Origin of the sequence: Arthrobacter sp. Soil763 (assembly GCF_001428365.1) — a bacterium.
GTDB lineage: Bacteria > Actinomycetota > Actinomycetes > Actinomycetales > Micrococcaceae > Arthrobacter.
In genome coordinates this window covers 1147794-1160672 of sequence record NZ_LMSH01000002.1, presented here as the reverse complement: position 1 = coordinate 1160672, position 12879 = coordinate 1147794, and the positions used below count along the sequence as shown (strand labels likewise).

At 69.8% G+C, this 12879-nt stretch carries 14 protein-coding genes; 4 read left to right on the top strand and 10 right to left on the bottom strand.

Annotated features, from left to right (window positions below):
- Position 1: 1 nt before the first annotated feature.
- The 5 genes from mutM to coaD form a co-directional block, all read right to left on the bottom strand.
- Positions 2–949, bottom strand: a complete 948-nt coding sequence (gene mutM, locus ASG71_RS09020) for a bifunctional DNA-formamidopyrimidine glycosylase/DNA-(apurinic or apyrimidinic site) lyase (protein WP_056738284.1) — start codon at positions 947–949, stop codon at positions 2–4.
- Positions 950–958: 9 nt separating this feature from the next.
- Positions 959–1729 (bottom strand): ribonuclease III, encoded by a 771-nt coding sequence (rnc, locus tag ASG71_RS09015; protein ID WP_056738283.1) that lies wholly within the window; start codon positions 1727–1729, stop codon positions 959–961.
- A gap of 21 nt (positions 1730–1750) precedes the next feature.
- Positions 1751–1954, bottom strand: coding sequence for a 50S ribosomal protein L32 (rpmF, locus tag ASG71_RS09010; RefSeq protein WP_056738282.1), 204 nt, complete (start codon positions 1952–1954; stop codon positions 1751–1753).
- A gap of 36 nt (positions 1955–1990) precedes the next feature.
- The gene (locus ASG71_RS16385; RefSeq protein ID WP_082574983.1) at positions 1991–2515 is read right to left on the bottom strand and encodes a YceD family protein; all 525 of its coding nucleotides are present in this window, start codon (positions 2513–2515) and stop codon (positions 1991–1993) included.
- A 175-nt stretch (positions 2516–2690) separates the two neighbouring features.
- Entirely contained in the window at positions 2691–3191 is a 501-nt protein-coding gene (coaD, locus tag ASG71_RS08995; protein WP_056738281.1) for a pantetheine-phosphate adenylyltransferase, read from the bottom strand.
- Positions 3192–3239: 48 nt separating this feature from the next.
- Between coaD and ASG71_RS08990 the strand changes: the two genes are divergently transcribed.
- From ASG71_RS08990 to ASG71_RS08980, 3 genes are all read left to right on the top strand, one after another.
- Positions 3240–4139, top strand: coding sequence for an SDR family NAD(P)-dependent oxidoreductase (locus ASG71_RS08990; RefSeq protein ID WP_056738280.1), 900 nt, complete (start codon positions 3240–3242; stop codon positions 4137–4139).
- Entirely contained in the window at positions 4136–5344 is a 1209-nt protein-coding gene (locus ASG71_RS08985; protein WP_056738279.1) for an aminotransferase class I/II-fold pyridoxal phosphate-dependent enzyme, read from the top strand. The genes ASG71_RS08990 and ASG71_RS08985 overlap by 4 nt, the downstream gene beginning before the upstream one ends.
- A gap of 65 nt (positions 5345–5409) precedes the next feature.
- The gene (locus tag ASG71_RS08980; protein WP_200947974.1) at positions 5410–6174 is read left to right on the top strand and encodes a spermidine synthase; all 765 of its coding nucleotides are present in this window, start codon (positions 5410–5412) and stop codon (positions 6172–6174) included.
- On the opposite strand, the gene ASG71_RS17115 is transcribed toward ASG71_RS08980, so the two are convergent.
- Positions 6171–6662, bottom strand: a complete 492-nt coding sequence (locus tag ASG71_RS17115; RefSeq protein WP_321164502.1) for a MarR family transcriptional regulator — start codon at positions 6660–6662, stop codon at positions 6171–6173. The genes ASG71_RS08980 and ASG71_RS17115 overlap by 4 nt on opposite strands.
- Positions 6663–6872: 210 nt before the next feature.
- Here ASG71_RS17115 and ASG71_RS08970 point away from each other — a divergent pair, with 210 nt between their 5' ends.
- Positions 6873–7850: an ABC transporter substrate-binding protein gene (locus ASG71_RS08970; protein WP_056738278.1), complete on the top strand. Its 978-nt coding sequence runs from the start codon at positions 6873–6875 to the stop codon at positions 7848–7850.
- Positions 7851–7933: 83 nt separating this feature from the next.
- Here ASG71_RS08970 and rsmD read toward each other — a convergent pair whose 3' ends face one another.
- Genes rsmD through thiL form a run of 4 tightly spaced genes read right to left on the bottom strand, consistent with a single transcriptional unit; the run spans position 7934 to position 12879 of the window.
- A complete protein-coding gene (gene rsmD, locus ASG71_RS08965) occupies positions 7934–8554 on the bottom strand; it encodes a 16S rRNA (guanine(966)-N(2))-methyltransferase RsmD (RefSeq protein WP_321164504.1) in 621 nt (206 codons plus the stop codon).
- 3 nt (positions 8555–8557) lie between these two features.
- Complete coding sequence (locus tag ASG71_RS08960; RefSeq protein WP_056738276.1) at positions 8558–10783, bottom strand: ATP-dependent DNA helicase RecG; 2226 nt, start codon at positions 10781–10783, stop codon at positions 8558–8560.
- On the bottom strand, positions 10773–11840 hold the full coding sequence (locus ASG71_RS08955; protein WP_056738275.1) for a DAK2 domain-containing protein: 1068 nt from the start codon (positions 11838–11840) through the stop codon (positions 10773–10775). The genes ASG71_RS08960 and ASG71_RS08955 overlap by 11 nt, the downstream gene beginning before the upstream one ends.
- Before the next feature lie 22 nt (positions 11841–11862).
- The gene (gene thiL, locus ASG71_RS08950; RefSeq protein WP_157366353.1) at positions 11863–12879 is read right to left on the bottom strand and encodes a thiamine-phosphate kinase; all 1017 of its coding nucleotides are present in this window, start codon (positions 12877–12879) and stop codon (positions 11863–11865) included.

Sequence of the window (12879 nt, the reverse complement as noted above, 5' to 3'; positions counted from 1 at the left end):
GTTACCAGCGGCCGTTGCGCGGCTTCGGCTGGCAGACCGGGCAGGTGTAGGAGGAGCGGTTCATGAACTGCTCGCGCTTGAGCAGGCTGACGATCCCCGCTTCGGCGCAACGGCGGCATTCGCGGCCCTCGCGGCCGTAGGCATTCAGGGACCGTTCGAAGTAGCCGGAGGCGCCGTTGACGTTGACGTACAGCGAATCGAAGCTGGTCCCGCCCGCGGCCAGCGCGTCCGTCATGACCTGCCGGGCGGCGTCGAGGACCCGCTGCGCCTCGCCGCGGCGCAGCGTGTCCGTGGGCCGGGCGTAGTGTAGCCTGGCCAGCCAGAGCGCCTCGTCGGCGTAGATGTTGCCGATCCCGGAAACCAGGCCCTGGTCCAGCAGGGCGCGTTTGAGCCCGGTCCGGCGGGCCCGGAGGCGCCGATAAAAGGTCTCAAAGGAGAAGTGCGGGTCCAGCGGGTCCCGGGCGATGTGGGAGGCTTCCTCAGCGATCAGCGGGAGCGGGGTCTCCGCCAGACCGCCCGGTCCGCCGTCGGCGGTGGGAACCAGCGAGGTGAGGAACAGGCCGCCGAAGATCCGCTGGTCCACGAACCGGAGCTCCTCGGGCATGCCCGCGGCCGGACTGAGCCGCAGCCGGACCTTCAGGTGCTTTTCGTCCGGGACGTCGGGGTCCTGCATCAGCAGTTGCCCGGACATACCCAGGTGCGCCATCAGCGCGACGGCGGGAGTCCCGGGATGGCCGGGCGTGTCCGCCAGCGGCATCCACAGGAACTTGCCGCGCCGGACCACGTCCAGGACGCGGGCCCCCTCGAGGTTGCCGGCGAAGTCCTCCGGCCCCAGGGCGTGCCGGCGCAGGGACCGCGGGTCCAGGACCTCGACGGCGGTGATGGTCCGGCCCCGCACCCAGCTCACGAGTCCGCGCCGGACCACCTCCACCTCGGGAAGTTCAGGCAAGGCCGCTGCCTAGCTGCTGGCCGGCGCCGCGGAAGGCGGGGCGTTGGATGAGGCAGCTTCTGAAGGTCCGGCGTCCCCGGCGTCGGTCGACTGGGCGCCAGCGGGGGCGGTGAGCCGGCGCCAGGCGTCGGCCGCGGCTTCCTGCTCGGCTTCCTTCTTCGAGTTGCCCGACCCGGTGCCGTAGTCCGTGCCGCCGATCCGCAGCACCGCCACGAACGACCGGGCGTGGTCCGGGCCGGAGCCCTCCACGAGATAGTTGATGGTGCCGAGCTGGCGGCTGGCGGCGAGCTCCTGGATGCTGGTTTTCCAGTCCGTGCCGGCGCCGAGCACCGCAGCGTCCTTCAGCAGCGGCCCGATCAGCCGCATCACCAGCTGGCGGGCGGTCTCCAGGTCATTGGACAGGTAGGTGGCGCCGATCAGCGCCTCCATGGTGTCCGCCAGGATTGAGGCCTTGTTCTTGCCCTGGGTGAGCTTCTCGCCCTGGCCCAGGTAGATGTACTCCCCCAGCCCGATGCTGCGGCCGATGCCGGCCAGCGCCCGGGTGCTGACGACGGCGGAGCGCCGCTTGGCCAGATCCCCTTCGGGCAGGTCCGGGTTGTCCCGGTAGAGCGCGTCCGTCACGGAGAACCCCAGGATTGAGTCGCCCAGGAACTCGAGCCGCTCGTTGGTGGGGATGCCGCCGTTTTCGTAGGCGTAGGAACGGTGTGTCAGAGCAAGACGAAGCGTCCCGGCGTCAATAGAGACACCGAGACGCTTCAGAAGCTCTTCAGTTGAAGACATCTTAGTCAGCCTGTTGGCGGATTAGACGTCTGCGACCTTGCGGCCCTTGTACTCAAGGAACAGCGCGGTGCCAGCCGAGTCGGTAACGACCTTTGCCTGGTGCGGCAGGCTGTAAACAACCTGGCCGTTCTCTACGGTCTTCACCAGGTGGGGGGCGGTTGCCTTCCACTGGGAGCGGCGGGCGCGGGTATTCGAGCGAGACATTTTCCGCTTGGGAACAGCCACGGCTAACTCATTTCTCTCTAGTCCAACACTTACAAATCAGTTTTGCCGGTCAGGCTTAGCCAGGTCGGCTAGGGCAGCCCAGCGAGGATCTACGACCTCGTGGTGGTGCCCCGGCTCGTCTTCCAGGCGGACTCCGCATTCGGAGCACAGGCCTTGGCAGTCTTCCCGGCACACCGGCTGGAACGGCAGCATGGTGACCACTGCGTCCCGCAACACCGGCTCAAGATCGATCAGATCGTGCTCGACTCGACGTTGCTCTTCTTCATCTTCTTCGTCCGGGAACTCGGCGTCCCCGTAGAAGAACAGTTCTTGCACATTGACCTCAAGGTCATACGCAAGGGGATCCAGGCATCGGCCGCATTCGCCCGTTACTTCGACGTTCGCGGTTCCCGAAACCAGAATTCCTTCGTGTACGGCCTCCAGGCGCAGATCCAGCTCGACATCCGAGCCTTCCTGCACACCAATGAGCGCCACACCAAGGTCACTTGGTGCGGGTACATGTTCCTTCAGTGTCCGCATGCTTCCCGGACTGCGTCCGAGGTCCTTGACGTCGAACGCCAGGGGCGAACTAGCATCTCGTTTAATGAGAACTCCTGTTGAACATATGACCGACGTACCATCTTAGCCTGATCTTCCGGACGGACTCAAACCGGCCGACGGCGCGCGGCAGGGCGCCGCACCCCGGCACCGGCAAGGGCCGCGCCACCGGAGCCAGGCTCCCGAGTACCGGTCAATCCTACCCTCTGCCGGGCGGATTCTTCTCCGGCTCGCCGGACCGCAGCCGCCGGAGCACCGACTTCGGAAGGAACTCGGACACGTCCCCGCCCAGGCTGAAGACTTCCTTGATCAGGGTGGACGAGAGGTGCAGGTAGTGGCCCTCCGCGGGGATGAACACGGTCTCGACTCCGGTCAGCTGCCGGTTCATCGTGGCCATGGGCAGCTCGTAATCGAAGTCCGAGGAGGACCGGAGGCCCTTGACGATCGCCGTGGCGCCACGGTTCCGGCAGTACTCGGCCAGCAGCCCTTCGCCCACGGGCTCCACCACGATCCCGCGCAGCGAGGCCAGTGTCTCCCGGGCCATGTCCAGGCGCTCGTCCAGGGTAAACCGGTACTTCTTGGCGTAGTTCGTGGACACGGCCACGATCACCTCATCGAAGAGGCTCGCGGCGCGGGCAATGACTTCCAGGTGGCCGTTGTGGATGGGGTCGAAGGAGCCAGGGCATACCGCGCGTCTCATCCTCCGAACCTACCGCATCCCCCGGACGGCCCGGGATAGCATGGCGGAATGTCAGCACTGAACAATTCCTCCATCGAGCCGTTCACCGTTGCCGGCGGCGTCGTCCTTGTCACCGGAGCCGCCATGGGGATGGGCCGGCTTTACGCCCTGCGCGCGGCCCGCGAGGGCGCCGCCGTCGTCATTCTCTGGGACGTCGACGCCGACGGCCTGGCGCGCACCGCGGCAGAGGTCACCGAAGCGGGCGCCCGCGCCGTCGTCCGCCGCGTGGACCTGGCCAGCCGGGAGGCGATCGCCGAAGCCGCAGCCGAAGCGGCAGCGGAGGGACCCCTGACCCTGCTGGTCAACAACGCCGGGATCGTGCGCGGCGCCCTGTTCTGGGACCACGAGCCAGCCCGGGACATTGCGTTGACCATGGACATCAACACCCTGGCCCCGATGTACACCACGCTCGCCTTCCTGCCGGCAATGATGGCCGACAGCGGACGGCCCCGCCGGATCCTGAACATCGCCTCGGCCGCCGGCACCGTCTCCAACCCGCGCATGAGCGTTTACGCCGCCTCCAAGTGGGCGGTCATCGGCTGGAGCGACTCGCTGCGGCTCGAACTCGAGCAACAGGGCTACGGGCACCTGAAAGTGACCACGTTCTGCCCCAGCTACATCTCCACCGGCATGTTTGCCGGCGCCCGCGGTCCGCTGTTCACCCCGCTGATGAGCCCGGACGACGCCGTCGACCGCGCCTGGCGCGCGGCCGTGCAGGGCCGGCCGCAGCTGATCGCGCCGGCGACGGCGCAGCTGGGCAAGGTGCTGCGCGGGCTGCTGCCGGTGCGGGCGTGGGACTTCGTGGGCGGCAAGATCTTCGGTATCTACACGACGATGGACAAGTTCACCGGCCGCCCGGGCGCACCGGCACAGGGCGGCGCCGCGGCCGGCAAGGCGGAAACCCGGTGAGCGCGCGGCCGCTGGCCCCGTGGCAGCGCACCGCCACCGGCGCCAACCTGCTCTCCCCCGGCGGGAACCTCGGCGTGACCATCTTCGAGGAGATGACCACGCTGGCCCTGAACACCGGAGCCATCAACCTCGGCCAGGGCTTCCCGGACGAGGACGGCCCGGCGGAGATCAAGGACGCCGCGCAGGCCGCGATCGCCGCCGGAGCCAACCAGTACGCGCCGGGCAAGGGCATCCTTGAACTGCGTGAGGCCATCTCGCTGCACCAGGAGCGCTTCTACGGGCTCACCCCGGATCCGCAGACGGAGGTGATTGTCACCACCGGCGCCACCGAGGCGATTGCCGCGGCGCTGCTGGCCCTGGTGGGCCCGGGCGATGAGGTGCTGACCTTCGAGCCGTTCTACGACTCCTACGGCGCCATCATCGGGCTCTCCGGCGCCACGCACGTCACCGCCCCGCTGCTGGCTCCCGACTTCATGCCGGATCTCGATGCCCTGGCCGCGGCGTTCAGTGACCGCACCAAGGTGGTGCTGGTGAACAACCCGCACAACCCCACCGGCGCGGTGTTCCCCCGCGGGGTGCTGGAGCGCATCGTCGAGCTCGCTGCCAGGCACGACGCCGTGATCCTCACCGATGAGGTCTACGAGCACCTCACCTTCGGTACCGCGCACCTGCCAATCGCCTCCCTCCCCGGCGCCGCGGAGCGCACCCTGACCATCTCCTCGGCGGGCAAGACGTTCTCCTTCACGGGCTGGAAGGTCGGCTGGCTCTCCGGCCCCGAGCACCTCGTGGCCGCTGCCCGCACGGTGAAGCAGTTCCTCAGCTACAGCTCCGGAACGCCGTTCCAGAGCGCTATCGCCCTGGGCCTGGGCCTGCCGGACGAGTTCTACGCCGGCATCGCGGACACCCTGCGGCTCAAGCGCGACATCCTCAGCGAGGGTCTCCGCGCGGCGGGCCTGGAGGTGTTCACCCCGCAGGGGACGTACTTCGTGAACGTGGACACGGCGCCGCTGGGGATTTCCGATTCGGTGGACCTGGCCCGGCGGCTGCCGGAGCTGGTGGGCGTGGCCGCCATCCCGGTGCCGGTGTTCTGCCACGCCGAGGGCGCCGAGCGGACGCGCAGCCTGCTGCGCTTCGCCTTCTGCAAGAAGACCTGGGTGCTGGAGGAAGCCGCGGAACGGCTCTCCACCCTCCGGGACCGGCTGTGAACGGCCAGGACACCGGGCAGGCTGACACTCCGGAAGCTGGCGGCAGGAAGGTCGGAGCCCCGGTTCTGCGGCGGTTCCTGCACACCACCGGCCAGGAGGCCGTGATCGAGCCCGACGAGTTCACCGACGGCGGCTACGTGCTGAGCATCGGCGGCGCGGAGCAGTCCCACGTGAACCTGGCGGAGCCCGACGACATCTTCTACGAATATCTGCGCCGGATCGGCCATGTGGTGGATCTCGTCGCGCCCTGGGGCGAACCGATCACCGCACTGCACTTGGGCGCCGGCGCCCTGACCCTGGCCCGCTACATCCAGGCCACCCGGCCCGGCTCCGTGCAGTACGCGGTGGAGCTGGAGGGCGAACTGCTCGACTTCGTGCTGGAGGCCCTGCCGCTTCCCGCCGGAACCGAGCTGCACCCGATGGTCGGCGACGCCCGGGATGCCCTCGCAGCGCTGCCCGCCGGACTGGGGTTCGACGTCGTGATCCTGGACATTTTCTCCGGCCCGGAGGCGCCGGCGCATCTGGCCTGCACCGAGTTCTACCAGGAAGCCGCCGCCCGGCTGAGCCCGCGTGGCGTGCTGGTGGTCAACGTCGGGGACGAGCCCGGCCTGACGCTGGTCCGCAGCCAGGTGGCCGCGCTGCGCCGGGCCATGGCCGATGTGGCCGCCGCCGCGGAGACGGGCATGTTCGCCGGCGACCAGCCGGGCAACATCATCCTGGCCGGCACGCAGGGACCCTGGCCGGCGGCGTGGACGGCGGCGCTGACCGCCCGCGGCCCGCACCCGGCGAAAGTGCTTGCCGGGGCGGAACTCGACGTGCTCTCGGACTAGCCGAAGGCGATCTTGCGCAGCAGGCCGCGCAGCTGGTCCCGCTCGGCACCATCCAGCGCTGCCAGCGAAACGTCCTCGGCCGTCCGCACGGCCTCCGCGGCCTGCCGGTAGAGGTCCTGGCCCGCCGGTGTCGGCCGGATGACCTTGGAGCGCCGGTCACGGGGATCGGGAGCGCGGGCCACCAGGCCGCCCTGTTCCAGCGCGTCCACCAGGGTGACAATCTGGCTGGGATCCAGGCGCAGGAACTCGGCGAGCTCACGCTGGGAGGGCTCCGCGGCCCCGCACACCACGGCCAGCACCGAGTAGGAGCGGACCTTCAAGCCCAGCGGGGCCAGCACGGCGTTGGCTTGGGCGCTGCCCAGCGACCGGGCGCGGGCGGCCAGGAACTCGATTTCGTCCGCCAGGCCGGCGGCCAGGAGCCGCTCCGGGACTGCCGGGCCGGCGACGCCTCCCAAGGGGTCCCCGGCATGTTCAAGAGATTCGGCCACAGGTCCTCGCAACTTCCGGTCGGCTCCTAGGAGCGATGATCACGCTCCACCCTACCGCCGGGACACCCCGGTGCGGGAATAGTTGAACAAATTATCGTTGACAAACTCAATTATATGGGTTGTCATGTACGTACCTCGGAGCCGCCGTCACACCGGCTGCCGGCAGGGGCACCGGGCGTCGGATAACTTACCCCAAGGAAGTGGACTGTTATGAAGAGACTCACCTTTGCAGCCGTCGGCGTGGCCGCGGCCCTGCTGCTTACCGGCTGCGGCAGCGGGTCGCCGTCGGGATCCGCCTCGTCCGCTCCGGCCGCCGGCGGCGACGGCATGCGCAACATCAGCGTCGGTGTGATCTCCATTGCTCCCTCCGCGGCCGTGAAGATGGGCATCGACGAGGGGATCTTCACCAAGCACAAGCTCAAGGTCGAGCTGCAGAGCGGCCAGGGCGGCGCGGCGATGCTGCCCGCAGTCTCCACCGGCACCATGAACTTCGCGGTCGGCAACCCGCTCTCCGTGCTGCTGGCCAAGAACAAGGGCCTGGACATGCGGATCGTCACGGGCTATTCCAACTCCCTCGCCACTGGCAAGGACATCAACGGTGTGGTCGCCAAGGCGGACTCCGGGATTGCCACGGCCAAGGACCTGGCCGGCAAGAAGGTGGCCGTCAACACCATCAACGCCCAGGGCGACCTGACCATCAAGGAGGTCGTGGCCAAGCAGGGCGGCGATCCCAAGGCGGTCCAGTTCCTCGAGCTGCCGTTCCAGGACATGGGCGCCCAGCTGGCGCAGGGCAACGTCGACGCGGTCTGGGTTCCCGAGCCCTTCCTCTCGAAGCTGCTGGCCGAGGGCAACAAGCTGGTCACCTACAACAATCAGGAGGCGCTGCCGGGCCTGCCGACCATGGTGACGTTCACCAGCGGCAACTACGCCCAGCAGAACCCGGAGGTGGTGGCCGACTTCAAGGCGGCCATGACGGAGACGCTCGCCATGGCGCAGAGCAACCCGGACAAGGTCCGGGCGCTGCTGCCGGAGTTCATGAAGATGCCCGAGGCGGTGGCCTCGAAGCTGCGGCTTGAAGAGTTCGATGGCAAGGTCAACGAGCCGGTCCTGGGCAAGCTGGGCGAGCTGATGGCCAAGTACGGCATCACGCCGTCGACGCCGGATGTCGCGGGCACCATCCTGAAATAACTCCTCCGGGGCTAACCCCGGGGTAAACAGCAAGGGCCGACGGCGGGACATCCCGCCGTCGGCCCTTTGCTGTTCTTCGCGGACTAATCGCCGGCGGTGTCAGGTTCCACGTCAGGCTCCACGCCCGGTTCGGCGAACCAGAGCAGGGTTTCGCCGTACTTCTTCTCGGCGAACCGCTCCAGGCCCTCGGGCCAGGTCGGTTCCGGGGAGCGGGCGGAGCGTTCCACCACGACGACGGCGCCCTCGGCCAGGTGCGGCAGCAGCTTGGCCAGCGCCGCGGCCAGGGCCGGCTCGTCCAGCGGATAGGGCGGGTCCAGGAACACGAGGTCCCAGCGGGTGGACTCCCCCGCGCGGTCCAGGAACGATTCAACTTTGGACCGGTGCACAGCGACCACTTTGCGCCGGGCCACGGTGTTGACCAGGTCGGCGTTGCGCTGGCAGACCTCGCTGGCCTTGCCGTCGAACTCCACCAGGTCCACCGCCCGCGCGCCGCGGCTGGCGCTTTCCACGCCGAGGGAACCGGACCCGGCGTAGAGGTCCAGCACGCGGGCGTCGGAGATGACCTCGAAGGCGTCCAGGCGGGAGAACAGTGCTTCCTTGACCCGGTCCGTGGTGGGGCGGGTCAAGGACCCGGGGACGCTGGCCAGGGGCGTGCCGCCGGCGGCACCGGCGATGATCCGGCTCATGGGGTGCCCGCGCTTGATGGGTTAGCCGCGTTCAAGGAACGCCTCCTTCTCCGGGTTGAGGTAGTCGTCGATCGCCGCGGCGAGCTCGGGGTGGCGGGCCAGGTCCGGGTCGGCACCGATGATCGACTGGGCGTCGGTCCGGGCCCGGGCGATCACGTCCTCGTGTTCGAGCACCCGCAGCAGTTTCAGGGTGGAGCGTCCGCCGGACTGCGATGCGCCCAGGATGTCGCCTTCCCGGCGCAGCTTCAGGTCCTCCTGCGACAGGGCGAACCCGTCCGTGGTAGCCGCCACCGCGTCCAGCCGGCGCCGGCTGGGGTGTTCAGGTTCCAGGGAGGTGACCAGCAGGCAGGTCCCCGGCAGCCCGCCGCGGCCAACGCGGCCGCGGAGCTGGTGCAGCTGGGAGATGCCGAACCGGTCCGCGTCCAGGATGACCATGAGCGTAGCGTTGTGCACGTCGACGCCGACTTCGATCACCGTGGTGGAGACCAGCAGCTTGGTCCGGTTGGCGGTGAAGGCGGCCATGGTGTCGGATTTGAGCACCGGGTCCTGTCGGCCGTGCAAGGGTGCCAGCGGCACGCCGGCCAGTGCCGGTTCATCCTGCAGCAGCTCCACGACGCCGGTGACCGACGCGAGTTCCCGGGACCCGTTTTCGGCCAGGTCCGCGTCGGTGGGTTCGGCTTCGCCGGGGCTGAAGTCGCCGTCGTCGTCCGTGCCGATCTTGGGGCAGACGACGTAGACCTGGTGGCCGGCGTCGATCTCCTCCCGGGCGCGGGTCCAGATCCGGGTGGCCCAGGCCGGGTGTTCGGCCAGTCCCACCACGTGGGTGGTGATCGGGGCGCGGCCGGCCGGGAGTTCGTCCAGGACGGAGGTCTCCAGGTCGCCGAACACCGTCATCGCGACGGTGCGCGGGATGGGCGTGGCGGTCATGACCAGCAGGTGCGGCGGCTTGCTGGCCTTGGCGCGGAGGGCGTCGCGTTGTTCGACGCCGAAGCGGTGCTGTTCGTCCACCACGATCAGGCCGAGGTCGTAGAAGGAGACGTTCTCGCTGAGCAGGGCGTGGGTGCCGATCACGATCCCGGCCGTCCCGGACGCGGCGTCCAGCATGGCCTGCTTGCGCGCCGCGGTAGGCATGGACCCGGTCAGCAGCGTGACCTGCACGGAGTCCGCGCCGAGTCCGCCGAGCAGCCCGTCGCGGGAGAGCGGGCCGAGGGTGCGGCGGATCGAGTCGTAGTGCTGGGCAGCGAGGACCTCGGTGGGGGCCAGCAGCGCGGCCTGGCCGCCGGCGTCGACCACCTGCAGCATGGCACGCAGCGCCACGATGGTCTTGCCCGAGCCCACCTCACCCTGCAGCAGCCGGTTCATCGGCGAGTCCAGGGCCAGTTCCTCGGCGAGGGTCTTGCCGACGGCGGCCTGGCCGGCGGTCAGGGTGAACGGCAGTTGCCGGTCGAACGCGGCAAGCAGGCCGTCGGTCACCGGGCGGCGTGCGGTGGCTTCCTCGGCGGCCAGCTGGGCGCGGCGCCGGGCCAGGGCCGACTGCAGCACCAGCGCTTCCTGGAACCGGAACCGGTCCCGGGCCCGCTGCCAGTCCGAGGGGGTCTGCGGGGCATGGATCAACCGGTAGGCGTCCGCGGCCGTCAGGAACTTTTCCCGGCTGGCGATCCCGGCCGGCAGCGGGTCCGCGAGCTGGTCCAGATCGACCGTGTCCAGCAGCGTGGAGATGACCTTCTGGATGGACCAGCTGGTGAGCTTGGCCGTGGCCGGGTAGACCGGAATGGGCATCGCGGCGAGTTCCTCGGGGTCCTTGCCGGAGGCATCCGGGTCCTCGTCGAGAAGCAGGAAGTCCGGGTTCGTCAGGCTGAGCGCGCCGCCGTAGCGGGTGACCTTGCCGGAGAACATGGCGCGACGGCCCGGCTGCAGTTCGGCCTTGGCCCGGAAGCCGTTGAAGAAGCTGATCTTGAGCGTCCCGGGAACGCCCTTGCCGGCGTCGTCCGTGACCACGACGTCGGTCAGCGTGCCGCGGCGGGCTCTCATGGACCGGGTGCTGCTGGAGAGCACCCGGGCGATCAGGGTCACGTCTTCATCCGGCGGGAGCTCGCTGATGGGTGTCAGCTCCCCGCGGCTCAGGTAGCGGCGCGGGAAGTAGTTCAGCAGGCCACCGACGGTGCTGATGCCGAGATGCTTTTCAATCACGGCCGCGGAGCGCTTGCCGATCCGGCGCTCCAGGGGCAGGGCTAGTTCAGCGTTCATGTCCGTCCGGGTCCGTGCTGCCGCCGACGCCGGCGGCGTCCGGCTCCCGGGGATCGCGGGGCAGGGCGAGTTCGCTGACGCTGATGTCCGAGGGTTCGCCGAGCGAGCGGATGAGCTCGACGGCGGGGGCCGGGTCCGGGACGTGGACGTGGACGCGCCAGCGGTAGGCGCCCTCGGCGTCGGGGTCGCCGCCGACCTGGCTCATGATCACCGACTCGCCCATTTCGTCCAGCCGCTGCCGCATGGTGGCGGCGTCCAGCGGCGAGAGTGTGATGGTGCACATGACCTCCACGCCCTCGTCGCGGGGCATGCCCTCGTGGATGTGCGGGTCATGGACGTCGTAGCCGTGCAGCCCGTCCAGCAGCTGGTCCTGCAGTTCCTCGCCGAGGACGGCGGAGCGCAGGCAGTCCAGGATCAGCAGCATCCCGACGCCGCCGGCGTCCACCACGTGAGCGGTGTGGAGGGCTTCGAGCTGGTCCTCGGTGTGCACGACGGCGGCCAGGGCGGCCTCGACGGCCGCGTCCAGGGCCAGGCCCAGGGTGTGGTTGCTGTCATCGCCGCCGTGCTCGGCGTCGACGGCGGCCGCGGCGCGGGCGGCCGCTTCCATGACCGAGAGCATGGTGCCGGGGACGGGGTCGCTGAGGGCGGACCAGGCCCGGATCTGGGCGCGGTTCAGCGCGGCGGCCAGCAGCGGGGAGCTGAGCCTCGGGTGCCCGGCGAGGGGTTCGGCGGCGGCGCAGAGGAAGACGGCGAAGAGCGTGCCGGAGTTGCCGCGGGCCTGCTCGATGGCGGCCTGCCCGGCCTTGGCCAGGACGGCGCCGACGTCGTTCTGGGCCGGGTCCGGCGGGCCCACTACGTGCAGCGGGGTGTCTGCTGTCACCTGCGGGAGGGAGGAAGTGTCCGTGGGGACGTCCTGGAGCGCGCGGGCGGCGGCGCGCACCGTGAGGTAGAGGTTGGTGCCGGTGTCACCGTCGGCGACGGGAAAGATGTTGATGGCGTTCAGGCGGTCGCTGTGGTTTCCCAGCGTTGTTTCCGCCTTGCCCAACCACCGCTTCATCGCTTGCGCGTTGGCGGCAATCTTAGTCTGCAAAGTGATCCCATCCCACGGTGTGCGCGGGCTTGCCCGCTATCGTCACGCCCGTGCTGTCCTTTGGTGCAGGGTCCTTTACCGAGCCTATCGCAGTGAACCCGGCAGGCAGCTGAGCCCTTGCCGGGAAGGCGGCCAGCAGGCCGTGGTCTTCTCCCCCGCCCAGCACCCACTCCAGCGCGTCCGCCCCCAGCAGGACGGCGGCGGGCCGGAGCGGGGCGGCCAGCGCCGTGAGGGCAGCGGGATCCACGTCCAGCACGGCACCGCTGGCCGCGGCCATCCGGGTCCCGTCCCGGACCAGTCCGTCGGAGATGTCCATCAGCGCGGTGGCGCCGTGCCGGCGGGCCAGCGGGCCGGCAGCCAGCGGCGGCCGGGGCCGGCACTGGGTGTCCAGCAGTTCGCGCTGCTCAGGAGAGAGCGTCTCCACGGGGACGTCGGATTCCAGCAGGGCAAGCCCCGCGGCGGCGCGGCCGACGGTCCCGGCGAGCGCCAGGATGTCCCCCGGGCGGGCGCCGGAGCGCAGCACCGGGGCGTGGCCGTCCAGGCTGCCCACGATGGCGACGCTGACGGCCAGTTCGCGGCCGCGGCCGAGGTCGCCGCCGGCTACGGCGCAGTCGGGGGCGCCGAGTTCGCGGATGCCGGCGCTGAGGCCGTCGGCGAAGTCTTCCACCCAGGCGATAGCGGTGTCCTCGGGCATGGTGAGGCTGACCACCATGGCCGTGGCGCGGGCGCCCATGGCGTTGATGTCGGAGAGGTTCTGTGCGGCGGCCTTCCAGCCGACGTCGTACCCGGTGGTCCGGTATCCGTTGTTCCATTCCAGCCGGAAGTCCTGGTCCGCCACCTGGGTGTCGATGCTGATCACGGTGCGCCCGTCCGGGGCCGCGACGATCGCGGCGTCGTCCCCCGGGCCCAGCAGCAGGGTGCCGGCATCGCGGGTGGCGTTCCCGCCGTGCAGCCGCGGGAAGATCCGGGCCAGGAGCTCGCCCTCGGAGAGCCCGCCGACGGTCAG